Annotated in this window: 21 protein-coding genes and 2 riboswitches; of the genes, 15 read left to right on the top strand and 6 right to left on the bottom strand. The window is 49.1% G+C overall.

Annotation, left to right across the window (positions count from 1 at the left end):
* Positions 1-93 precede the first annotated feature (93 nt).
* Positions 94-1,338, bottom strand: a complete 1,245-nt coding sequence (locus tag KNO73_RS04205; RefSeq protein WP_214731532.1) for an MDR family MFS transporter — start codon at positions 1,336-1,338, stop codon at positions 94-96.
* A gap of 269 nt (positions 1,339-1,607) precedes the next feature.
* Complete coding sequence (locus KNO73_RS04200; RefSeq protein ID WP_215112117.1) at positions 1,608-2,708, bottom strand: AI-2E family transporter; 1,101 nt, start codon at positions 2,706-2,708, stop codon at positions 1,608-1,610.
* 157 nt (positions 2,709-2,865) lie between these two features.
* A riboswitch (SAM riboswitch) is annotated at positions 2,866-2,965 on the top strand.
* 78 nt (positions 2,966-3,043) lie between these two features.
* On the opposite strand from KNO73_RS04200, the gene KNO73_RS04195 reads away from it, so the two are divergent.
* The 5 genes from KNO73_RS04195 to KNO73_RS04175 all read left to right on the top strand — a co-directional run bounded on the left by KNO73_RS04195 (position 3,044) and on the right by KNO73_RS04175 (position 7,953).
* Entirely contained in the window at positions 3,044-4,219 is a 1,176-nt protein-coding gene (locus KNO73_RS04195) for an aminotransferase class I/II-fold pyridoxal phosphate-dependent enzyme (protein ID WP_214684227.1), read from the top strand.
* Positions 4,216-5,232, top strand: a complete 1,017-nt coding sequence (locus KNO73_RS04190) for an iron-containing alcohol dehydrogenase (RefSeq protein WP_215112116.1) — start codon at positions 4,216-4,218, stop codon at positions 5,230-5,232. The genes KNO73_RS04195 and KNO73_RS04190 overlap by 4 nt, the downstream gene beginning before the upstream one ends.
* Positions 5,233-5,273: 41 nt before the next feature.
* Positions 5,274-5,378, top strand: a riboswitch (SAM riboswitch).
* Positions 5,379-5,451: 73 nt separating this feature from the next.
* On the top strand, positions 5,452-6,273 hold the full coding sequence (locus KNO73_RS04185) for a MetQ/NlpA family ABC transporter substrate-binding protein (protein WP_215112115.1): 822 nt from the start codon (positions 5,452-5,454) through the stop codon (positions 6,271-6,273).
* Positions 6,274-6,284: 11 nt separating this feature from the next.
* Positions 6,285-7,319: a methionine ABC transporter ATP-binding protein gene (locus KNO73_RS04180; protein ID WP_215112114.1), complete on the top strand. Its 1,035-nt coding sequence runs from the start codon at positions 6,285-6,287 to the stop codon at positions 7,317-7,319.
* Positions 7,291-7,953 carry a methionine ABC transporter permease gene (locus KNO73_RS04175; RefSeq protein WP_214813116.1) on the top strand — a complete coding sequence of 221 codons (663 nt, stop codon included), beginning with the start codon at positions 7,291-7,293 and terminating at the stop codon, positions 7,951-7,953. Before KNO73_RS04180 ends, KNO73_RS04175 begins: the two co-directional genes overlap by 29 nt.
* A gap of 29 nt (positions 7,954-7,982) precedes the next feature.
* Here the strand turns inward: KNO73_RS04175 and KNO73_RS04170 are convergent, their stop codons facing one another.
* Entirely contained in the window at positions 7,983-8,378 is a 396-nt protein-coding gene (locus KNO73_RS04170) for a Spx/MgsR family RNA polymerase-binding regulatory protein (RefSeq protein WP_012726343.1), read from the bottom strand.
* Positions 8,379-8,538: 160 nt separating this feature from the next.
* Between KNO73_RS04170 and KNO73_RS04165 the strand changes: the two genes are divergently transcribed.
* The 4 genes from KNO73_RS04165 to KNO73_RS15045 all read left to right on the top strand — a co-directional run bounded on the left by KNO73_RS04165 (position 8,539) and on the right by KNO73_RS15045 (position 12,667).
* Entirely contained in the window at positions 8,539-8,922 is a 384-nt protein-coding gene (locus KNO73_RS04165) for a DUF302 domain-containing protein (RefSeq protein ID WP_078146938.1), read from the top strand.
* Between the two features lie 100 nt (positions 8,923-9,022).
* Positions 9,023-10,315: a hypothetical protein gene (locus KNO73_RS04160; RefSeq protein ID WP_214684238.1), complete on the top strand. Its 1,293-nt coding sequence runs from the start codon at positions 9,023-9,025 to the stop codon at positions 10,313-10,315.
* Positions 10,315-11,604, top strand: a complete 1,290-nt coding sequence (locus KNO73_RS04155; protein ID WP_251024841.1) for a hypothetical protein — start codon at positions 10,315-10,317, stop codon at positions 11,602-11,604. The genes KNO73_RS04160 and KNO73_RS04155 overlap by 1 nt, the downstream gene beginning before the upstream one ends.
* 157 nt (positions 11,605-11,761) lie before the next feature.
* Entirely contained in the window at positions 11,762-12,667 is a 906-nt protein-coding gene (locus KNO73_RS15045) for a methyl-accepting chemotaxis protein (protein ID WP_215112112.1), read from the top strand.
* A 21-nt stretch (positions 12,668-12,688) separates the two neighbouring features.
* Here KNO73_RS15045 and KNO73_RS04145 read toward each other — a convergent pair whose 3' ends face one another.
* Positions 12,689-13,342: a M48 family metallopeptidase gene (locus KNO73_RS04145; protein WP_215112111.1), complete on the bottom strand. Its 654-nt coding sequence runs from the start codon at positions 13,340-13,342 to the stop codon at positions 12,689-12,691.
* A gap of 116 nt (positions 13,343-13,458) precedes the next feature.
* Between KNO73_RS04145 and KNO73_RS04140 the strand changes: the two genes are divergently transcribed.
* Genes KNO73_RS04140 through KNO73_RS04130 form a run of 3 tightly spaced genes read left to right on the top strand, consistent with a single transcriptional unit; the run spans position 13,459 to position 17,034 of the window.
* Positions 13,459-14,631, top strand: a complete 1,173-nt coding sequence (locus KNO73_RS04140; protein WP_215112110.1) for a MalY/PatB family protein — start codon at positions 13,459-13,461, stop codon at positions 14,629-14,631.
* Positions 14,632-14,686: 55 nt separating this feature from the next.
* Positions 14,687-15,898 (top strand): hypothetical protein, encoded by a 1,212-nt coding sequence (locus KNO73_RS04135; RefSeq protein WP_215112109.1) that lies wholly within the window; start codon positions 14,687-14,689, stop codon positions 15,896-15,898.
* Positions 15,895-17,034 (top strand): hypothetical protein, encoded by a 1,140-nt coding sequence (locus tag KNO73_RS04130; protein ID WP_215112108.1) that lies wholly within the window; start codon positions 15,895-15,897, stop codon positions 17,032-17,034. The genes KNO73_RS04135 and KNO73_RS04130 overlap by 4 nt, the downstream gene beginning before the upstream one ends.
* Before the next feature lie 62 nt (positions 17,035-17,096).
* Here KNO73_RS04130 and KNO73_RS04125 read toward each other — a convergent pair whose 3' ends face one another.
* A complete protein-coding gene (locus KNO73_RS04125) occupies positions 17,097-18,110 on the bottom strand; it encodes a tyrosine-type recombinase/integrase (protein ID WP_215112107.1) in 1,014 nt (337 codons plus the stop codon).
* A gap of 15 nt (positions 18,111-18,125) precedes the next feature.
* Positions 18,126-19,169 (bottom strand): GGDEF domain-containing protein, encoded by a 1,044-nt coding sequence (locus KNO73_RS04120; protein ID WP_214684254.1) that lies wholly within the window; start codon positions 19,167-19,169, stop codon positions 18,126-18,128.
* Between the two features lie 340 nt (positions 19,170-19,509).
* Here KNO73_RS04120 and KNO73_RS04115 point away from each other — a divergent pair, with 340 nt between their 5' ends.
* The 3 genes from KNO73_RS04115 (at position 19,510) to parC (ending at position 24,416) form a co-directional block, all read left to right on the top strand.
* On the top strand, positions 19,510-19,914 hold the full coding sequence (locus KNO73_RS04115) for a CoA-binding protein (RefSeq protein ID WP_074037001.1): 405 nt from the start codon (positions 19,510-19,512) through the stop codon (positions 19,912-19,914).
* A 126-nt stretch (positions 19,915-20,040) separates the two neighbouring features.
* Positions 20,041-22,008 carry a DNA topoisomerase IV subunit B gene (gene parE / locus KNO73_RS04110; RefSeq protein ID WP_078147927.1) on the top strand — a complete coding sequence of 656 codons (1,968 nt, stop codon included), beginning with the start codon at positions 20,041-20,043 and terminating at the stop codon, positions 22,006-22,008.
* 2 nt (positions 22,009-22,010) lie between these two features.
* A complete protein-coding gene (parC, locus tag KNO73_RS04105) occupies positions 22,011-24,416 on the top strand; it encodes a DNA topoisomerase IV subunit A (RefSeq protein WP_031423681.1) in 2,406 nt (801 codons plus the stop codon).
* Positions 24,417-24,524 lie beyond the last annotated feature (108 nt).

Here is a 24,524-nt window from a genome sequence, read left to right as displayed (position 1 = left end):
AAAGTGAATTGAATGATAATTTCAAATTTTAATAAAGATGAAAAGAATGAAAAGACCACACTTCCGAAATCAGAGAGTGTGGTCAATGAGCGGTTAAGCCGTCTTTTGCTTTGCTTCCGTCGCTTGGACATGACGTCCGAGCTGCCAATAGATGATGCCTGATAAACAACTCGCTCCACCGATGAGGATCAAAGCGATGTGTCCGGCACGATTGTCAAAAAAGAGACTTGCGATGATTGGTGCCGTGACACCGCCGATCAGCCATTGGATGCTCGCTGCACCGTTATAGGCACCACGCATATTCTCTGGTGCGATCAAGGCGATGAATGTCTGCTGAACAGGGGACATAATCATCTCACCTAACGTATAAAACGCATAAACGGCGAGTAAGATCCCGACGAGTGGCACGTAAGGGGTATCGAGTGCGAACAAGGCTCTAGGCACAATCGCAAGCAAGATCATACCGATACCAAATACGGTCGCTCCTGCTAACATGACCTTACCGAACGGCTTGTTCCCGAGTTTTGAAGCAATCGGGAACTGGAAAAGAACTACCATGATTCCATTCAGTGCTAATAGATACGGGAATGGGTTCTGTTGTGCGGTATACGTCGGGAGCGATTCTTTTAAAAAGAGTGGTAGCATGCTCTCGACGACGGAGAATCCCATTGATATGAATATACCCGCAAAGATGAAGACGAGAAACACGCGATCGTTATAAAAGACGCGCAACACTTCCCGGTTGCTTGGAGTCTCATCTTCCGTAAACTCGGGCAACGACTCATGTATGAACGTGCCGAGCGCAATCGCATATAGTCCAAAGACGAATGCCGCCGCAAAGAAGATGAGCTCGCGGTCGATGAACAGCACCGCACTACCAAGAAGTGGACCGAATGCAGCGCCGATGTTATGTCCCATCCGTAAAAGTCCGAACGCTTCGTTCATATGCTCTGGCTCCGTGACATCGGCGACCATCGCGCTTGCGGCAGGGTGGAAGAGCGAGTTCGTCAGTCCGAGCATGGCGTTCAATAAAAGAAGCGGCCAGAACGAGTCGGCGAACGCAAATCCGATGAGGGCAAGTGCGTCCCCAATGATTGCGATCATCATGATTGGTTTTCGACCATACAGGTCTGCTAGACGTCCTCCGATCATCGAACCGAGGAGCGCCATGATCGGGCCAGTCGCCATGATGATTCCGACTTGAAGGTAGCTATCTAACTGGTCACTATAATAGAGAACAAGGAATGGGGCGATCATGAACATCATGATTCCCGTAATCGTCTCCCCTAAGAAACGAATCCAAATGTTGCGGTCGAGCCGCTTGAGTGATTGAAACATACAGGTCACCTGCTTTATTTAATTTTTAGACACAAAAGGGACGTCATATGCATGAAGGCATACGACGTCCCACGTTGTTTATGCATGCCTCGATAGGCAGGCGACTTAGATATGAATCAATCGAAGAGGTGCCTGCCAATCAGTATGAACTTGAGTGAATGGTTTCGAAGATACTACTGACATGGGAACCTCTCCTTTCTGTTAATTGTGTTCTTCTCTTCAACTGTATGACACATTTCCTCAATGTGTCAACAAATTTATGAGGTGAATCAAAGTAATTCGTTGAGATTTTTTCGGTTCAGTCGATAATCGATGAGGCGAGACAGGACGACTTGAATCATGGCCGTGATCGGCACGCTCACGAACATCCCGACGAGGCCGAACAGACTTCCTCCGATGATAATCGATGTGATGACCCAAAATGGTGTGATGCCGACACTATCTCCAAGAATCTTCGGTCCGAGCCACAATCCGTCAAACTGCTGTAACAAGAAGATGAACAAGAGTACCAAGACGGCGGTGAACGGATCATAGAAATAAGTGATGATAAACGCCGGGATCATCCCGAGTAGCGGTCCGACATAGGGGATGAAGTTTAAGACACCAACGATGACTCCGAGAAGTAGGGCATATGGGGCCCCGATGATCAAGAGTCCGATGACTGCTAGCACTCCAATGATCAGACAGTCGAGCGACTTCCCGATGATGTATCGCTTAAAGATATAATCCATCTCTTGAAAGATATCGATTGTCGTCTTCGCAGTGCCGACGGGTAAAAGCGCATAGAGAAGACGCTTGAACATACGAGCGAAGACTTCTTTGTCCTTTAACAAATAGATGGAGATGACAATCCCAATCAAGAAGTTGATCAATGTCATTGTAAAACTAGAGACATAACTAACGGAAGAGAGGACGGCCGTCTCGACCCATCCAGAGTAACGATCCTCGAAGCGCGCAAAATCAATCGCTTGGGCGATCGTCGCGTTATAGTCTTTCAAGTAATTGTTCACTTCACCTAAAAACACGTCGATTTGACGGATATAAACCGGTAACTCATTGATGAGTGATGACAGACTCGAGTAAATCCGCGGGAACAACGTGACGACCGAAATCGCCAAGATGCCGATGAACGTGATATAGACGATGAGTAGTCCTTGATATCGCTTCAAGTGGAACCGTTCTTCAATATAAGAGAGTACGGTGTTGAGTAACAAGGCGATGGCGATCCCCATGATGATAGGGGTCAGTAACTGAAACGTGTATTGTAAGACACGTGAGATGGTATCCGGTTCACTGATGACCCACCATAAGACGAGCAAGATCAGTCCGATTACACTCAGTTTCCAAATAAGTTGACGATTAAGCTCCAATGCTCTATCCCCTCATACAAATATAATTTTTCTACTCTTTTACTATGAATGTTTTTTGAAAAGGATTCAATAGATGTTCTCTTTAAAAAAATGTTTGACACCGTTGGGAATGTCTGGTTAACTTAGGGACATACAAAAATTACATAACGAATGACACTTTCTATCAAGAGAAGCGGAGGGACTGGCCCGATGAAGCTTCAGCAACAGATTGCAAAATACTGTGCTAATTCCAGCAAGGTGACCTTGAGAGATGGAAAGGTGGTTGACTACATACGTCTGTATCGAGCACCCCTTTCCTCAGAAAGGGGTGTTTTTTCGTATTAGGAGGACCCATCATGGCAGACAGACGTTCCAAGTTATTAAAATCATTACCGACACAACACTTTGTCGGATTAGCAGAAGAAGTCGCGGCAGTCGAGGCGAGTGGCAAGACCGTCATCCGACTCGGACAAGGCACACCCGACTTACCGACACCAGCTCCAATTTGTGAAGCGCTTGAACGAGCATTGACCGACCCGACGACCCATCAATACGGACCGTTCCGGGGACAGGCTCGACTAAAAGAAGCTGTGGCCGCATTCTATCAACGTGAATACGGAGTCGACCTCGACCCAGCAAAAGAAGTGGCGATTTTGATTGGCAGCAAATCGGGTCTCATCACGTTGCCTCAGTGTCTTCTTGAGCCGGGTGAAGGCATCTTGCTCCCGAACCCTGGCTATCCCGATTATATCTCGGGAGCGCGTCTCGCCGGAGCGGACATCATCGATTTGACGTTGAAGGAAGAGCACGGCTATCTCCCGGATTACACCACGCTCGATCCGCTTCATGCACGACTCATGTATTTGAACTACCCGAGCAATCCGACCGGCGCTGTCGCGACGCCAGCCTTCTTTGAGGAGACGGTTAAATTCGCCACAAACCATGATTTGATGGTCGTACACGATTTCGCCTATGGAAGTATTGGCTTTGATGGGCATGTCCCGCCAAGTTTTCTCCAAGCAGACGGGGCAAAAGAAATCGGGATTGAGGTGTATACGATGTCGAAGGCGTTCAACATGTCGGGATGGCGTGTCGCGTTCGCAGTCGGAAATGCAGATATCATCGAGGCGATCAATACGTACCAAGATCATGTCCACGTCTCTGTGTTCTCTGCCATTCAAGAGGCAGCCATCGTGGCGTTAGAATCCCCGCGTGACATACGTGACGACCTAGCCTCGCTTTACGAAACAAGACGAAACCGATTGATTGATGGGTTACGCCGGGCAGGGTGGGAGATTGAGGCACCAAAAGGTTCTTTCTTCGTATGGGCGAGAGTGCCTGAAGGCGATGCAAAATCATTCTCGACGAAGTTACTACATGAGGCGGGCGTCGCCGTCACACCGGGCTACTTTTTTGGAACGGAGGGGGAGCACCACATCCGCTTTGGTCTCGTGTCGTCTGAACAGAAGATTGATGAAGCGGTAGAACGGATTGAGAGACTGTTTGCAGCCTATGAGGAGGTCCATCAATGATTCGACAAGCGGTGCTGGAATACGACCATTCGAACGATGCGCTCGATCAACTTTACTCACTGATTGGGAATCGGGATGCACTCGTTTTGAAAGGATTTAACGGATACGGTGAAGCGATTCGCGTGTCTCCTCGTCTAGCAGAAATTCCGAGCGTACGATTCAAGGGGGAATGTTCAGACGAAGAAGTCGAACGACTAAAAGCGCATCGACCTGACGTCTGGATTGCCGTCGGTGGCGGTAAATTGATTGATACGGCGAAGCGGATTGCATTTACCCAGTCGGTCCCGCTCATCGTCATTCCGACACTTGTGTCAAACTGTGCCGCCTTCACCCCGCTCAGCGTGATCTATGGAGAAGACGGTACATATTTACGATATGATACGTTCCCCGTCGTCATCGAGCGCGTCATCGCGGATGAACGACTGTTACGTGATTCACCTTACGACTATTTTAAGGCTGGTGTCATCGATACGGTCGCAAAGTGGTTCGAGGCTCGATATATTAGCGGAACAACATCAAGGGACGCAGGGATTCAGTCGGGGCTCTCACTTGCGGCGCAATGCGGAGCGTTGATGGATTTGTCCATTCGTGAAGATGATTTTCGCCATTATGGCACGGACATCCGATCTATCGTCGATCATGTCCTCGCCATCGGTGGTGCCGTTGGTGGATTCGGTGACGCCGGCACCCGAGTCGCCGTCGCCCATGCGGTGCATAACGCACTCAGTCGTTTTGATTCGACGCATCATTGGTTGCACGGGGACAAGGTAGGCTTCGGGCTGATCGTTCAAGAACGATTGACCTCATCCGAAGACGCCTCATTCCTCGACAATTGGCTACAAGCGATTGCCGCTCCGACGTCACTTGACCAACTTGGGATTCGATTTGACCAAATCGATGAGTTGGTCGATTATGTCGTCGAAGAAATGACGATTCAAGGCATTCACAAGGTTGAAGATGCTGAACGATTAAAAGAAATTTTAAGAAATCTTCAAGAAATAGTTTACAAATAATTCTTTTATCAGTAATATAATAACAAAATAATAGAACCGATTGCTTATCAAGAGTGGTGGAGGGACTGGCCCGATGAAACCCGGCAACCAGATCAGAAATGATCATGGTGCTAATTCCAACAGACGAGACGTCTGGGAGATGAGCGTGTCCGACTTCCACGTGTCGTGCCCGCCGCTCTTTTTGAGTAGCGGGCTTTTCATTTGGAGGAGGAATCATTCATGAACATTAAACAAAAAACCATTTTGGCAGGTACATCTATCCTTGCGGCCATCGCACTCTCGGCGTGCGGACAATCCGAGGCGAGCGAGACGCTAAGCACGAAAGAGCTAACGATCGGCGTGACTGGTGGACCACACGAGCAAATCGCCGAGAAAGTACAGGAGCTCGCAAAAGAAGATGGGCTCGAAATCGATATCAAAGTATTTAATGATTACAACACCCCGAACACCGCTCTCGACGAAGGAAGTCTCGACGTGAACAGCTATCAGACGCTCTCGTTCCTCGAACTGCAAAAAGCGGACAAGGGATATAAGATTGACGACGTCTTCAAGACGGTCGCTTTCCCGATGGGGCTCTATTCAGAGAAGTTGACGGATATCAAGGACTTAAAGGAGGGCGATAAAGTAGCCGTCCCGAATGACCCGGCGAACGAACTCCGTGCGTTACGACTATACGAAACGGCCGGACTCATCACGTTAAAAGAAGGATTGACGGATAAAGCAACGAAGCGCGACATTGCTGAGAATCCGCTCAACCTCGAATTTATTGAACTTGAAGCATCCCAACTGCCGACGCAACTCCCGGAAGTGGCACTCGCAGCCATCAACACGAACTTCGCGATGGGAGCGGGTCTATCCATTAACGAAGATGCCCTCTTCCATGAAGATACGGTCGATAATCCGTATCCGAACTATGTCGTCGTCCGTTCAGCCAATAAAGAAGATGAAGTCGTGAAAACGCTGAAGTCTTACTATCATTCAGAGGAAGTACGTGCCTTCATCGAAGAAGAATTCAATGGTTCGGTCGTGCCGGCGTTTTAAGGAGGGGTCTTATGATTGAACTGAAACAAATCACCAAGGAGTTCAAGGTCAACGGAGACACGATCACGGCACTCGATGATGTCTCCCTCACGATTGAGAGAGGGGAAATCTTCGGAATCATCGGACGAAGTGGTGCCGGTAAGAGTACGCTCATCCGGATGATCAATCTTTTGGAGCGCCCGACTTCAGGGGTCGTTGAGATTGAGGGACAAGATATCACGCTCCTCAAAAAGAAAGGGTTGTCGACGTTACGCCAGCGAATCGGTATGATCTTTCAGCATTACAACTTGCTGAAGACTGCGACCGTCGAAGAGAACGTCGCCATCCCGCTTCGTCTCGAAGGTCTGGGGAAGCAGATCATCGGTGAACGGGTCGACCGCTATCTCCAAATCGTCGGACTGAGCGAACATCGGAACCATTACCCTGAACAATTGTCGGGTGGACAGAAACAACGTGTCGCCATTGCGCGAGCGCTCGCCCATGAGCCTGATATTCTCCTCAGTGATGAGGCGACAAGTGCGCTCGACCCTGAAACGACCGAGTCGATTTTAGAGTTACTGCTCGAAATCAATCGCGAGCTCGGATTGACGATTTTCTTGATCACACATGAGATGGAAGTCATCGAACGAATCTGTGACCGGGTCGCCGTCATCGATCGTGGCCAAATCGTTGAACAAGGACACGTACTAGACGTCTTCTCCAATCCGTCACACGAGACGACCCAGAAGTTTCTCAAGACAAACCTCGACGTGCCGGAAGAAGTCGTCTCAGAACTCCAGACCCGCGGAACGCTCGTCCATTTGTCGTTCATCGGCAGTCAGACGGAACAAGCAGTCCTAGCACAATTGACCAAGCGGTTCGGCATTTTACCGAACATCATCGGAGGCGGAATCAAGAAGTTAAAGGCGGGGCTTGTCGGAAACTTGCTCGTCCATCTTGACGGGGATCATGATCAAACGGAACTCGCCGTCCGTTATTTGAAGACGAGCGGCGTACATGTGAGGGAGGTGTCAAACCATGCAACAGTTTTGGACAGACTGGGGTGACTTAATCTGGACAGGAACGGTTCAAACGTTGACGATGACGAGCATCGCGCTTTTGATCTCGACCTTGATCGGATTGCCGCTCGGGACGTTGCTCGTTTTGACGAGACCGAAAGGCAGACTCGCAAACCGATTCGTCTATGGTGGCTTATCGAGCGTTATCAACGTCATCCGTTCCATCCCGTTCATCATTCTGTTGTTCTTCATCTTACCGTTCACACGGTTCATCATGGGGACGACAATCGGCGTGCAGGGCGTCTTGCTCCCCTTGATTGTCTTCACCGCACCGTATATTGCGCGACTCATGGAGTCGGCACTACTCGAAGTCGACCGCGGGGTCATCGAGGCGTATGAAGCGATGGGCATCTCGACGAGAAAAATCATCTGGTATGTGTTAATCCGTGAAGCACGTTCTTCTATCGTTCTCGGATTGACGATTGCGACGATCGGGTTGATTGGAGCGACGGCGATGGCGGGACTCGTCGGGGCAGGTGGGCTAGGGGACATTGCCTATCAATACGGACACCTTCGTTTCGAACCGGAAGTCATGTACGTGACCATTTTCGTCCTCATCCTCCTCGTTCAGTCCATCCAATCCTTCGGGAATCGACTGGCGGCAAAATTGAAAAAGGCATAAAAAGAATCGTGTCGCGAAAGCGACACGATTTATGCGTTATGGAGCAGACGTTTCAGTTCAGCAATGCGGTCATGTCTCGGGATGAACGTCCGAATCTCTTTTTCACTGAAACCGACCTGGATGCGATGATGGTCGAAGACGATCGGACTTTTCAGGATTTGAGGATTCGAGGCGACGAAGCTATATAGCTCACGAATCGACATCTCATCTAGTTTCTCTGCCGCTTGTTTATAGACACTCTTTTGGACCGACAACAAGTCCGTCGTCCCATTTTCCGTCAGGCTTAACATCTCTTTGAATTCTCCGAAGGATAAACCTTGGTCTGTCAATTTCTTTTCGATGAAGGGAATCTTTTGTTCCCGTAACCAATCAATCGTTTTTCTGGAAGAACTGCAGCTCGTATGCGTGAATACTGTGACCGTCACGACAACCACTTCTCCTTTACATCAGTTTGGTTCTAACTATTATCTCCTTTTATACGTTCGAGTGCGTGATTATGTTTCAAATCACATACAGTTTCTTTTGATTGAGGACGATTTCGTTCGGGTTCAGATTTCATGAGTAACCACATGAGGAGGAATGAAGATGTTTGACTATACCGTACAATCTGACCGTACCGTGGATGACGTTGTCGTTCGTCTCGGAGAAGCATTGAAAGAAGAATCATTCGGGGTGCTCTGGGACTTTGATTTGAGTGAGACGCTCGAGAAAAAGGGACAGAGGATTGATGGGAAGTATCGTATCTTAGAAGTATGCAATCCGAAGGCGGCAAAAGAAGTACTGTCGCAACAGTTAGAAGGAGGCTACTTCCTTCCATGCAAAATCGCGGTGTTCGAAAAAGACGACCATACCCAAATCGGTATGCCGAGACCGACTGAATTAATTCGCCTCATCGATGACGAATCGTTACAAGCCGTCGCGTTAGACGTCGAGTCCCGATTGCAACGTGCCATCGACCAAAGTAAATGATTGTTCTACCATCCGCTCATGAAACGTGAGCGGATTTTTTTTCGTATAGGATAGTTAGATAATGGTAAAATTGGATGAGGAGATTATAGGAGGAGATATTTTGTACAAAAGAGGAATCATGATGTTACTTAGTGCTTCATTTTTAAGCGCATGTGGGGCATCTAATATAGAAGTCATTCAACTAGATTACATAGAAAATCAATGGAATCTCGAGAGTTATACGAAAGAAGGAGAATTTGTTCAAGTCAACGAAACGAGAGAAGTGCTCGAGGCGTGTGAGGGCGAACGAACGACTAAGCTAAAAGGAGATGTCACTGTATATCAGACAGTGTTCGCAGGGCGAAACGGGGTCGTGTCATCCATGGATCCGTACTCGATGAAGGTAGTTACCTATTTAGAAGGTGACGAACGATATGTCGTATGTCGAGAAGATTATACGAATCAATGGATGGCGAAGACAATCGATAAGTTTCCGGATTTTGTGAATACATCTGAAGGAATCAGCGTCCCCCGATTACCTAGCCTTCATCAAACATCTTCGTCCTCAAAGGACAAGCTAATGAAAACAGACGGACTGAAAATCGATGAAATCGAGATCATCCCGTTCCGAGATACATTGCTTGAAATTGAACCGGCACTATTCGGAGAGCTTGAACTAGAGCTCGATGGTAATGCGACGAGACATTCGCTCACTAGTTTTCAACCAATCGGAACCGATATGCCGCATCGACAGATTGCCATCGGACTCGATCGACAAACATCTCAACCGTATATTCTTTTTTCATTCAATGAACGCTTTGTTTATCAGCAATTACAGTTTGAAGAACTAGAGGATCCTGCGTCAATAGAAAAACAGTCCTTTGAAGAGTTAAGCGTCGACACCATCATCGAACCTGGAGAGATAAAAAAAGGAGAAGCGGTTCCCATATATACGTTCCATTACATGCGGGATGGTGAACCCGTGACTGAAACGATGACGGTTCGCTTTGTTGAAGGTACGTTGCTGAAAGAAGGCGAAGAACCCGATTCGATGTATGAAGAGTGGATGCCGGCCCAAGAAGATGGTCCAAGAGTCGTCTCACACCGGAAACCGTTTGATGGAAATGAGCTCGCTTATCCTGATTTTATTGAAATCTCGACGGAAGAATCTGAACAAGTCATGGAAGTATTGAAGGAGGCAGAACCGGTCAGCCGCAAAGGTGAGCCTGCAGACTATCGATACTTGACGTTGATGGATGGATGGAAAGGGCAAGAATTTGAAATCAGCTATAAACAGCGGTCAAAAAAAATCGACATCTATCTGACAGACCCGCTTCGCGAGCAGACATTTAAATTATCTAGTAAAGGGGCGGAAGTGTTTTTGGATATTTTCCCGGAGTACGAAAAATCATGATGAAACGACTATTATTCACTTTATGTACAGTTGGAATATTATCGGGTTGTGGTGGTGAAGAGGTAAAGGTCGTCAAACTGGATCATATGCCATCACAATGGGATGTACGAGACATGAACAGCTTTACTACCGGGTCGGAGACGTGGGCGAGCGATTTACTTCTTGCATGCACCGATGACCCGGTTCCCCAAATCCCTGAGGACGTCACGGTCTATCATTCGTATGTCTTGAACCGAAAAGCCATGATTTCCGACTACGATGCACATGCCTATAAGCTAGTGACGTATGTAAAAGGCGAACAGAATTATGTCATTTGTCAGGACGGCTTTTCTCCAAAGATGAGAGTCGGACTTGTTGAGAAGTTCCCTTCGTTTGTACAGGCTTCTGAAGGTGTCAACATTCCAAGTAACCCGACAATTGCAAATGGAACTCGGGAACAAGAAGAGAGTTTGAAGGAAAGCGATTATTCCGATGTTTTCGAGGATCCCGTCAATCTCATTGACGAAACGATGATTCAAGTGACCCCTTCCTTGAATGGAAGTATCCATTTAACCATCGGAGAGGACGAAGGGATCTTACCGCTCTCAATCATTGAGCCTTATCACGCGCAAATGGGAAGCATGACAATCGCACTCGGCTACGACGAACAATCCAAAGAGGCTTACTTTTTCGCTAAGTCGGAAGGTGGGTTACTTTCTTATGACCCGATTGTCCTTATAACAAAAGATGATTATTCGCATCCAGAGCAGCAACCAAAGCAATTTGAAGGGCTCAAAGTTGAGCGGGTACTACAGGCAAAATCGCTCGAACCCGGGGTCGAGACACCGCTCTACACGTTCTCTTTTATTGAGGACGGGAAGCGTGTGACGAAAGACGTCCGTCTCACGTACACGGATCGCGAATTTGCGACGAATGAATCGATCGAAGCGGACAAGGAATCGAATCCCGCCGTACCAAGTGGTCCGTTCGTGTTCGTCCATAAAACTCCTTTAGACGAAAAGGTAACGATTGATTATCCGAACGTGCTGCGGGCTGCAGGAATCGAGATGTCTGATTTGATCGATGCAATCGATGAGGCAGAAGCGGTCAAGCGAGAAGGGGAGATAGAGGAGTATTCGCTGCTTACGATCATCGATGGGTGGGTCGGTCAGGAGTTTCAATTAAGCTTTCAGAGACGCTCGAAAAAGGTGGATGTGTACTTAACCGATCCAAAGCGAAAGCAGACGTTCAAATTGTCGAGCACAGGAGCAGAGACATTCTTCAGCTATTTTCCTGATTTGAAAGAGTAAAGGCGCCAATTGGCGTCTTTTTATATGGTAAATACTTCAAAATCAAGATATTAACCTTCTGTAAAAAAACGTGGCGATGATAAGTTGTTTGGTACGGTACACTGTATATCACGATTTGGTACGAAAATCCTATGATGAAGGAAGGATAATACACTTTATGAGTACTTTGAACCAGAAAAATATCCATTCAGATGACGTATTCCGGTCCATCGAGACGAATATGGCGATAATTCGATTCGATCGTCAACGCCGGGTCGTCGATGTGAACGATACGTTTGCGAAAGCAATGAAATATAGACGCGAGGAGATGATTGGCATGCAGCATCACTTGTTCTGCCCTTCTTCCTTTGTCAATAGTCCAGAGTATTCGGCATTTTGGGAGAAATTATGGAATGGTTTCAGTTTCTCGGATAAAGTGGAGCGTGAGAATGCAAAAGGGGAAACCATTTGGCTCGAGGCGACGTATATGCCAATTTTTGAAGGAGATGATGTCATCGGTGTCGTCAAGATCGCATCGGACATCACCGCACGGCAACAAGTGATTGAGGATTATGCGTATCGCTTTAAATCGATGACCGATGTGCTCGACGAACGGGCGAAGACAGGCATGCAAGACACGAAAGTATTGAATGAAACGATTGAAAAGCTTGCGAAAGATGCCGCGGACAACCTCCATGCCCTTCAGAACTTGCGTCGTCAAGCCGATGACATCGCGAAAATTGCCTCGTCGATCAAAGAGATTGCGGCACAAACGAATCTATTGTCCCTGAATGCTGCCATCGAAGCGGCACGAGCAGGTGAACACGGGCTTGGATTTAATGTGGTTGCGACTGAGGTCCGCAACCTCTCCCGTATGGTTGAACGTGCGGTCATCGACGTCAACTCGAACACGGAAGGGATGAACGTCGAGCTTCGGAAAATTGTAGAAGGTGTCACTGCGTCCAATCAAGAGATTCAGTTAAGTGCAAAAACGATGGAACAGACGATGGAGCAATTCCATACGTTCGAGCAGGCAGCAGCCGAGTTACATGATACGGCCGACACATTTACATCCAACCTGTGAACCGATTGACCCTACACGGGGTCAGTCGGTTTTTTTGAATTGTAACGTATGTCCGTGTCGTTTCAACCAATCTTTCGCTGTAGCGGTGTTCGGATAAATCTTTTGTAACGTTCTCCAAAAAGAAGCTGAGTGATCGAAGTGGACGAGATGCACCCACTCATGAGCAATCACGTAGTCCATCATTTCTTTCGGCGCCAGCATGAGGCGGACATTGATGGAGATGGTTCCATTCGAACTACATGATCCCCACCGTGTCTTTTGATGACCAATCCGAATCTTTTTCGCTTTAACGCCTAATAGTCTTTCGTAAGTCGGTGCCTGGTTGATTACATATTCAAGCGCGCGGTCGCGCAGCCATGCCTCATAATGTTTAGCTAGGGCGTTTTCGTCCCATCTCCTCGGAACGAAAAATGAGGAGCCGTCAAATCGGAGAGTCGTGCCATTATCTATCTTGGTCGGATAGTTTTTCCCATGAAAAACGAGCCCCTCATCGAGAACAGACGTCTGTTGAGGAAGATTCTGCAACGTCTCACGAATCCATGTGTCGTGCTCTTCTAGTGCGCGGTCGACGAGACGTTTTGGCAATCGAGCCGGGACCCGGAGTTCGATTCCTTCCGGTGTGACATAAAAGGCAGCTCTTTTTCTTCGTTTGTTTCGAATGACGGTAACACGCATTATTGTGCCTCCTTACTTATCTCGATCGAGTATAACGAAGTCGGCAAAAAACTGCCATGCTTTTTTTGGCACGTAGTCGAATCAACTTTGATACAGTAAGAGGAGGAGGGATGAACATGAAATCAATTTTACAACAACAACTTGAACGTAAAGGTACGAATTCGGTGAAGTGGGACGGGTTGGAGCGATGGTTCCGTTTGTCAGATGATGTGTTACCACTCTGGGTAGCGGATATCGATATCCGGACTGCCCCGTCCATCTCCGAGGCGCTCGCCGCAAAAGCCGCTCAAGGGGAATTCGGGTATACATTGTTCGCACCTGAAGCGCAGAAGGCGGTCAGTGATTGGTACGGCCGACGTCACGATTTGATTGTAGACCCGAACCATGTGTTATTCTCTAGCGGTGTTGTGCCTGCGTTGACTCATATCGTCGAGGCGTTGACTGAAGTCGGAGATGGCGTCGTCATCCAGTCACCTGTCTATCCACCATTCCACGAACTCGTTGTCGGTTCCAAGCGACAAGTGTTCGATGCCCCGTTGAAAAAAACTGACGAACGCTACGAGATGGATTTTGTCGCACTCGAGGAAGCGATGAAACAAGCGAAACTTTTCTTACTCTGTTCCCCACATAATCCAGTTGGACGTGTTTGGACGAGAGCGGAACTAGAGAAGGTCGTAGCACTCGCGAATCAATATGAGGTGATCGTCGTCGCTGACGAGATTCATGCAGACTTAACGTTCCCGTCTCATCAACATACCGCAATCGGCACACTCGACCCACGTGTCATCACGGTGAGTGCGCCCTCAAAAGCATTTAACATCGCCGGATTGTTTGCGTCCTACATCATTTGTCCGGTCGATGAGTGGCGGAAGCAAATCACGAAAGTACAGAACAAACATCACGTGCTCCCGACACCGTTCGCGAACACGGCCATCATCGCCGCCTATACCGACAGCCGCGCGGAACGTTGGCTCGACCAGTTACGGGAAGAATTGGAGCAACAAATGAATGACGTGATCGATTCCATCGAATCAAACCTCCCGATGCTCCATACGACCCGTCCGGAAGCGAGTTATCTGCTTTGGATTGACTTCTCAGAGTTACCGATGTCAGCCGAGGAGCGGACGTCTTGGCTGCATCAAGACGTCCGAATCTTCTTGTCACCGGGTAGTCCGTTCGGTCCTCAAGGTCAATCATTCGAACGGATGAATATTGGGACACGTCGTGAACTATTGGACGAGGCGATTCAGCGACTGAGCGCGCAAATGGAACGAAAAGCGTTTGTGTAAAACGAGAATCGGGAAAAATTCACAATGAGATGATGAGAGAAAGTGAGTGAATGGGATGGAGACGATCAACTGGAAGAAAAAGATGGAGGAACAGTTAAGACGTAGCGGCTTCACCTTGCAAGTCGAAAACATGTCCAATATCCGCTTGACTGAGATTCATGCGAGTTCTTCTCCGTTGATCTCTTATCCGCTCCGAGTTCGTCTATATGAGCGGATGGGTTGGCTCATGTGTACGGTCGATTCGCCAACGCTCAATCGGAATGAAGATCATCCGTTATTTGAACGCATGGTGACAGCCGTCTTTGAACGAATTGTGCGTCACCTGTATAACGGGTATGGTTTTCACATTTTGACGTTCATCGGAGATACCGGAAATTACATCGCCCCAAAAGATTCGGAGACAGGGGAGGTCGTACGCCTCGTCGCCCACCTTTGGAATGACCGTTCGTACATTCACCTCGACACCTTCGAGGAGTATCCCGCCTTATACGTGACGCCACCGTGGGCACATCAAGCCTATGCCATCGAAAGCACAGACGATGAGTGGGTCATCTACGCGGGGAGAGGGGGGAGGCCGTCGACCGATTATCGTGCTGACGGCGTCGAATTGAAACCTCATCGTCTATCGGATGGTGAGCTCTTCTTCCCGGTCGATAGGATTTCGAAAGAGAAAGGAACCCTCGCCCTGGCCGAATGGCTTCGACTCGAAAGACGAGAAGTCGAGGACTTTATGATGTCCTTCATGCAGACGATCCGGAAGTTTGACCCGTCGTTTGGATTCGCATGGGGCGGAACGGAAACATTTTTTCATGGTGTCCCGGTTGAACCATACGCGCAGGTGCTCAGGCTTGAAAGTGGGAAACGTCGCTATCGCGTCATGAACAACACGGCAAAACGACTATTTGCCGTCTCGGACGACCCGAACGAGTGTCTGAAGGAAGTGAGTCGAACACTAGGGACGGTCACGCTCCCTGAACGGCGTGTCTCATCCCTCGGTCAATTGATCATGGGAATCTGGCAACAGTTTGAAACCGATGAGGAAACATACATTCAAGAAGTCGCGTTTCGTGACATCTCCAAATTCCAAATGGAAGAAAAGATCGGGCATGCCCTCGCGAATCAACAACGGATTCGCTGGATTGACAAGAACCATCCGCATCAGAATGTGATTGAATATGCTCATCTACGGATCACGTTCCCGAAAAGACCACCTGGGCTTGTGACAGTCGAACCCGCTGAATCCGGACACGAGAGAGGTGCTTTATGAGAATCGTTGACGCACGAGCCATGCCAATCGATCATGAAGATGTGATCGCCGTTACCCCTACCTCGGTCTACTATCGAGAGAAGAAAGATCGCACGACATTCTCGCTCTATCGCTTTGACGATGAGGATGGCGTGATCACACAATTGAACCGGAGGGAGTACGCGGATTACGGTTATCCTAAACTATTCGTCGATGGAGACATCGTCTATTTTATAAATGAGGTCCCGGACGGTGAAGGGGTGGTCAAAACAGAGTTGATCGCCTTCTCTTACAAGGCGGGCACCGAAGAAGTGGTCACGACGTTTGAGAAGCGTGGAAATAGCACATTGTTCTGGGTACTGGATCATCGTTACTTCCTCTTTTTGACGGCGTTTGAATCATCGGATGAGGCGTGGCTCTATGATCGCGTGACCAATCAACGGGAGCGTATTCGGGATGAGCGTCTTGTCGGTGAGACGGAACGTTTCCGAGAATTGTATTTGTTCACGACCACATTCGATGGTGTTCCATACATCGTCTGCAACGCGAGACTCGATGAGTTTGACTATTACAATGCACTCGATGATGGGCGCATCTCTCCTGACGACCCGATTGACCATTCCGAGGCACTCTTGATTTGCCCACTCGAGGAGGTGGTCGAGGCGATATGGGATCAACGGGGTGAATTGCCATTCGATGATATCCTCCGTCTCCAAGGGGAAGGGGACACGGTCCAATATCTAGGAGAAAATGAAGGGACGCTTCGATTCTCCGCGTTTGTTGACTCGTTGAATGAGGAGGTCATCTATGATTTGACGGGTCCCGATGTCTTACATGAAGTATCGGTCGTCGATTGGGGTGCTTATGAACCGATTGATTTCACGTACGACGATATTAGTTCGACGATTTTTATCAAAGTTGATGAGACAGATATTCACTCAGAAGTCATCGACCTCGCAACCGGTGCGCGTTATATCGATGTGGAACCGTTCGAACGCGTCATCGGTCGCCGCTATCTCGTCCATGAATATACGGAAGGACTTACGAGCGGTGTCGTGATTTTCGATTTAGAATCGGAAGAACGTCTCACTTATGACAATGCCTATTTTATGGTCATCGATGATGCCATTTTGATTTTGTCAATGTCCAGCACATGAATATAACCACCACCCATTATATAGGTGGTGGTTATATTTGGATATATAGTTTACATAACATATTATTGTAAACCCGATATTGCGTGTTTTTTCCGTTCATCTCCGATATGGGCATAGACTTGTGTCGTTGCCACAGATTCATGCCCGAGAAGCTGTTGAATCGTGAGCACATCGACGCCCCCCATGGCGAGACGTGAAGCGAACGTGTGACGGAGTTTATGTGGCGTTACCTGTTTATAGCTCAAGAACGGCAGGTAAGGCTTTAAGCGGTCAATATGCCCTTTCAACATATGCTGAACCGTCCGTACAGCGATTCGTTGCCCCTTCTCATTTTGGAACACCGCCCCTTCGCTCGACGTGTCGCGATACTCAGAGAGGAGTGGAAGAAGTGGTCCTGCGATGGGGATCAAGCGTTCCTTATTGCCTTTACCGATGACCCGAATCGTTCCGGTCTCAATGTTGATATCGGACCAATTGAGTCCGACGAGCTCGGATACGCGCATTCCTGTCAGTCCGAGTAACTGTATGATTAAAAAGTCTCGCGCGCGATTCATTTCGTACCAACTCGCCTCGCGATTCGTCATGCCGACATTGCTACGTACGAGCGTCGAGAAATCGACCCACTCCGATTCCGTCAAATAGACGGGGTTCCGTTTGCCGCGTTTCGGGCGTTCTACGGTTTGAAAAGGATTCACCGTTGCTTGATTGGTCTCGATTAAGTAATTGAAGAGTGACTGTAACGTTGAAAGCTTCCGATTGATGACGCTCGGAGCATTATCGAGATCGAGGGCAAGATAAGTCGCATACGCTTCTGCTCCGGCATGGTCAATCTCTGTGAATGATGGCAAGTCAATCGTTTCAGGCTCTAACTCAGTACCACTAACGTGCTCGACCCAACGAAAGAAATCTAAAACGTCATACACATAGCGCTGGGCCGTCTGTTTGGAATAATGCTTCGCTGCTAAATGATGAAAAAACTGTTGGATGAATGCGGGTAGTCGGTGCAACCCGTTCAACTCGAAGCGTTTCGTCGTCGTCGGTGTCTGCCGCTGTCCAAGTTGACGGAAAATACTCATAGAATGCCCCTTTCTTCATGTAGTTCTCACTTGATTCTTTCCGCTACGCTTCCCTTCACGAAGGAAGTTGTCCGCTTCTTTGACGATCTCTTCGACCGTATCGTGACCAACACGAACCGCAAGTCCGAATGTCATTGTGACATGAAGACGTTCTCCTGCGTAATGGAGAGGGGTCGACTCGATTTGTTGTCTCAACTGCTCGACGATTGGAAGGAAGTCACCGGACGGACTCGATAGGTAGACCAGAAACTCCTCTCCTCCCCAGCGGACGGCCATGCCGTCGATATCGGATAATATGGAGGCCACTTGTTGAAGCACCCGGTCCCCACAATCATGACCGTACGTCTCGTTAAACGATTTGAATCGATCGATGTCACCGAGAACGATTGCATACGGAACGCCTTCATGAGCGGCTTTGTCGATTGCTTTAGAAACTTGTTCATGCCCAACTTTTCGGTTCAATAGTCCGGTCAATCCATCCGTAGACGCTAGGATCTGCAATCGCTCATTGGATCGTTCGAGTTCATCTGTCACTTCGACAACGGCTGACTCGAAGATGAAGGAGAGCCCTGCGATCATCACCACGGTCGATAGGATGCAAAAGAGTCCGAGCGCTTGTTCCACCTGAATCGGTAGGGTCTCGATGCCGTCGGACACATAGATGAACAGAAGGCTATAAATCAACATCGCGATGGCCGTGGTCAAGATGCGTTGGCTTCTGGATACGCTTGGCATGAAAAAGACACCATAGGCCATCATGAGGATGAAATAATGCATGTTGATCTCCCAACCGAGAATGACGGTCGAGATGACGGCGTTGTAAACGACTTCGATAAAAAGTCCGGTAAAGAAGATGCCGTACCACCGCCTATGTACAAAGTAGAATGAAATCGTGTAATAGATCACACTCAAGCCATTTGATAGGAATAAGAGAGTCATATCCAAACGATAAAACAAGATGCAAAATAGGAAGTGGACCAACCAAGCGATGACATTGCCGTAAAAAGTAATTCGTTCGTTATATAGTGTTCCTCGACGAGTTTCATAGGTTGTTCCCATCACACACCTCCTTTCTTTTAGTATAACGAAACAATGATTAAATTTGTATAGAAGTCCGTAAAATGACTTTAAAAAACGTCCTAATTTCGTATGTATCGTTGCGTGAAATAGATATTTCACGCAATGTTCGTGAGTTACATGATTATTTCTAAATCGAGTGGTTAATCGACTGATTGATTTTATAGCAAAATAAATGGTAGACAATAATTTGTTATGTAAACCATATTGGTTTGTCTTGAAACTGTAATGTTGAGTCATTATACCTTATGATGAAAATAAGACTTGAAACAGGAAGGAAGGTAACGTTACACTGTAAACGTAAACCAAAGGGGGATTTTGGATGGATGATCAGCGTTTGAAGCAACTTTTGTCTGAAGCGAAGACCATCGCGGTCGTCGGTGTGTCCGACAACCCGAACAAGACGGCCAACCAGATTGCGGAGTATTTGCTTCGTGTCGGGTATACCGTCATCCCTGTCAACCCGATGCTCGAGGAGTGGAACGGCCGTAAGGCGTATCCGTCCGTCGAGAGCATCCCGGGTAGAATCGATATCGTCGACGTGTTCCGTCGCAGCGAATTTTTAGCGGGTGTCGCGGAAGATGCGGTACGACATGGGGATGTCGGGCTCGTCTTCAACCAGCTCGGTCTCTCAAGTGCTGAGGCGGAGCAAATCGTGCGTGACGCCGGGCTCGATTATATCGAGAACCGCTGCCTGTACGTGGAACATGCTCGTCTACTCGGATAAGACCTACCTCCTTGGTAGGTCTCCTTTTTTTCAGCGATGGCTGACAAGGGAGGCTTGCCAGAATCGATGAACAGCTATACAATAGGAAAGAAAAACGAACGTGTGTTCGAAATTGAGGTGACTGCTATGTCAACAGATCTATTTAATTACAATGAAGACGCCATCCAGGTGCTCGAAGGACTCACGGCCGTGCGGAAACGACCGGGGATGTACATCGGGTCAACCGACCATCGCGGACTTCACCATCTCGTCTATGAAATCGTCGACAACGCGATCGATGAGGCGCTCGCTGGGTTCGGTGGTCAAATCGATGTGACGATTCATAAGGACGATGCCATCACGGTCCGTGACCACGGACGTGGGATGCCGACAGGAATGCACGCTTCTGGAAAGCCTACTCCAGAAGTCATTTTTACGGTCCTTCACGCTGGTGGTAAGTTCGGACAAGGCGGCTACAAGACGTCTGGTGGACTCCACGGCGTCGGTGCTTCGGTCGTCAACGCTCTCTCGAGCAAGGTCGTCGTGACGATTTATCGTGACGGAAAAGTGTTCGAACAGACCTTTGCAGACGGCGGTGTGCCTCAAACGACACTGATTGAGACAGGCAAGACACGCCAAACCGGCACGAGTGTCTATTTCAAACCGGATGCGACCATCTTCTCAACGACGACGTATAACTATGACACGCTCGCCGAACGCCTCCGTGAATCGGCTTTCCTCTTAAAAGGATTGACGATCACACTCACTGATGAGCGTACGGAGAAGCAAGAGACGTTCCATTACGAGGAAGGGATTGCCGAGTTCGTCCAATACTTGAACGACGACAAGGCGACACTCCACCCAATCGTCTATTTCGAAGGGGTCGAGAATGAGATCGAAATCGAACTCGCGTTTCAGTTCACGGACGCCTATTCCGAAAATGTGCTCTCGTTCGTCAACAACGTCCGGACACGCGATGGTGGAACGCACGAGGTCGGTGCCAAGACGGCGATGACCCGAATCATGAACGAATATGCACGGAAGAACGGTTTACTCAAAGAGAAAGATAAAAATCTCGACGGCGGCGACGTCCGTGAGGGACTCACGCTCATCGTCTCGGTCCGGATCCCGGAAGAGTTCCTCCAGTTCGAAGGGCAGACGAAGTCGAAACTCGGGTCACCAGAGGCACGCGCGAGTGCTGACAGCGTTATGGCGAAACAGTTGACGATCTTCCTAGAAGAGAACCCTCAGATGGCGACGATGCTCATCAAGAAGGCGATTCGTGCGGCTCAGGCTCGCGAGGCGGCTCGAAAGGCCCGTGAAGAGGCACGTAACGGGAAGAAAAAGAAACGTTCGAGCATCTTGAACGGGAAATTGACGCCGGCGACGTCGAAGAATGCCGCCAAGAACGAACTGTTCCTCGTCGAGGGTGATTCGGCCGGTGGTTCCGCCAAACAAGGGCGCGACCGTACGTTCCAAGCCATCCTCCCACTACGCGGGAAGGTCATCAACTCAGAAAAGTCGAAACTTCAGGACATCATGAAGAATGAAGAAATCAATACGATCATCCATGCAATCGGCGCCGGGGTCGGTCACGATTTCGACTTGGATGACTGCAACTTCGACAAGATCATCATCATGACGGATGCCGATACGGACGGTGCGCATATCCAAGTGCTCCTTCTCACGTTCTTCTTCCGTTATATGCGACCGCTCGTCGAGGCGGGCCGTGTGTTCGTCGCCTTGCCACCGCTCTATCGCATTTCAAAAGGGAAAGGCAAGTCCGAACAGTTCGACTATGCCTGGGACGAAGAGGCGCTCGAGAAGCTCGTCAAAGTGTATAAGAAAGGCTATATCCTCCAACGCTACAAGGGTCTCGGTGAGATGAACGCGGACCAGTTATGGGAGACGACGATGAATCCGGATACCCGTACGCTCATCCGTGTCACGGTGGACGACGCGGCTGTCGCGGACAAGCGTGTATCGGTCTTGATGGGTGACAACGTCACACATCGCCGTGAGTGGATCGAGGAGAACGTCGCCTTCGGACTCCAGGAAGATGATTCGATCATCGCCAATGAACATGTGACTAAAGCGATTGAGGAAGTGATGTAACGATGTCGACGATTCAACACATTTTAAACCTATCTCTCGAACAGGTCGTCGGTGACCGGTTCGGGCGTTACTCAAAATATATCATCCAAGACCGTGCCTTACCGGACGCACGTGACGGACTCAAGCCTGTACAGCGCCGGATTCTATATGCGATGCACCATGAGGGGAATACGAACGATAAGCCTTACCGGAAGTCCGCCAAGACGGTCGGGAACGTCATCGGGAACTATCACCCGCACGGTGACTCGTCCGTCTATGAGGCGATGGTACGCCTCTCACAAGATTGGAAACTCCGATATCCGCTCATCGACATGCATGGGAATAACGGATCGATGGATGGTGACCCGGCGGCGGCCATGCGTTACACGGAAGCCCGTCTCTCGAAGATTGCGGGTGTCATGCTGACGTCGATTGCGAAAAATACGGTCGATTATACACCTAACTTTGACGATTCAACAGAAGAACCGCTCGTCTTGCCGTCGCTCCTTCCGAACTTACTCATGAACGGAACGACAGGGATTTCGGCCGGTTATGCGACGGAAATCCCACCGCATAACTTGACAGAAGTCCTCAACCTCGCCATCGCACGCTTGAAGGGCCAGGTCGATACGGCGAAAGACGCACTCGAGTACGTCACGGGTCCTGATTTCCCTACTGGTGGGACAGTCATGGGGAAAGACGGTATCTTAAAGGCGTTCGAGACCGGTAAAGGGAAGGTCATCATCCGGGCGAAGTCCGAGATTGAGCAGCTAAAAGGTGGCCGTGAACAGATCACGATCACCGAACTTCCGTATGAAGTGAATAAGGCGAACCTCGTCAAAAAGATGGAAGAGCTCCGTCTCGATAAAAAAGTCGAAGGTGTCGCGGAAGTCCGTGATGAGACGGATCGGACGGGCCTTCGGGTCGTCATCGAATTGAAGAAAGAAGCGGACGCGGAAGGTGTCCTTCACTTCTTCTTGAAGCATACGGACCTACAGCTCGCCTATAACTACAATATGGTATCCATCGTGAACCGGACGCCGAAACAGATGGGAATTATCCCAATCATTGACGCCTATTTGAAACACGTCGAAGAGGTCGTGACACGCCGGACGACGTTCGAGCTCGAGCAGGCGAAGAAACGTGCCGAAATCGTCGACGCCTTGGAACAAGCCATCTCGGTCCTCGATGAGACGCTCGAATTGATCCGTTCCGCAAAAGATAAAGCGGACGCGAAGAAGAAACTGATGGAGCGGTTCTCATTTACGGAACGCCAGGCCGAAGCGGTCGTCATGCTCCAGTTGTATCGACTCACGAATACGGATATCGTTGAGTTGCAAAAAGAAGCAAAGGCGCTCCAAAAAGAGATTGCCCGCCTCTCAAACATCCTCGAGGTGGACGCGACAAAACGAAAGTTGATCGTGAAAGAACTTACGGCATTGCGTGACGAGTTCGGAGATGACCGTCGTTCGGTCATCGAGTCGGAAGTTGAGGAATTAAAACTGAAGACGGAAGTTATGATTGCTGTCGAAGAGACGATGGTATTCGTCAGCCGTGACGGGTACGTCAAACGTGCCTCGATGCGCTCGTATGGCGCGTCAAGTGACGTTTTACCGGAGATGAAAGAGAAGGATCGTCCGCTTCTCACGACACAAGCCATGACGACGGACCACTTGCTCGTTTGGACGAACAAGGGTAGTTACCTCCTCATCCCGATCCATCAGATTCCAGAATCGAAGTGGAAGGATGCCGGACAACACGTGGCCAACCTCGTTCCGATTGAAGGGGAACAGGTCATCTCGGCAGACGTCGTCTCGACGTTCGATACGGACGCCCATTGCCTCTTCGTGACGAAAGACGGGATGGTCAAACGTACACCGTTACGCGACTACGACGCGCAGCGGAAATCGAAACCACTCATGGCCTTGAAGCTGAAAGGTGACGACGAGGTCGTCTTCGCCGGAATCAGTGACGGTCCAGGGCAGTTGTTCCTCGTCTCAGAGCGTGGATACGGTCTCTGGTTCAAAGAGGATGATGTCCCTGTCGTCGGACAGCGGGCAGCCGGTGTGAAGGCGATGAACCTGAAAGACGGTGACCTCGTCGCCGATGCCTTCTCCTTCTTCACGCCACCGTTATTCGTTCTCGTGACGCAACGGGGAGCGGTCAAGAAGATGAAGCTCGAGGACCAGTTCGACTGTACGAACCGCAACCTTCGGGGGACGATGCTCATTCGTGAGGTCAAATCAAAACCGCACCAAATCCGTCGTGTGCTTCCGGTGCATGGGGATGAGACTCTTCATATCGTCGGAAAAGAAAAAGCAAAACAAGTAAAGACAAAAACCCTTACGCTACTCGATCGCTATGCCAACGGCTCGTTCGTCTTTGACGAAGACTCGTTCGGTGAAATCGAGGACGTGTATCTCGATTAATCAAAAGACCTGTGATTTGGCTGACTCGCCGTTCACAGGTCTTTTTGTCGTAGCCATGTCTCTAGATCGTGTTGTTGTCGTCGATGGTGCCGCGTGTGCATCTCGACC

The sequence above is a fragment of the Exiguobacterium sp. s83 genome (genome assembly GCF_018617095.1).
In the GTDB taxonomy this organism is placed as follows: Bacteria; Bacillota; Bacilli; order Exiguobacteriales; family Exiguobacteriaceae; genus Exiguobacterium; species Exiguobacterium profundum.
Note: the sequence above shows the minus strand (reverse complement) of the source record. Positions and strands in the feature narration are given on the sequence as shown.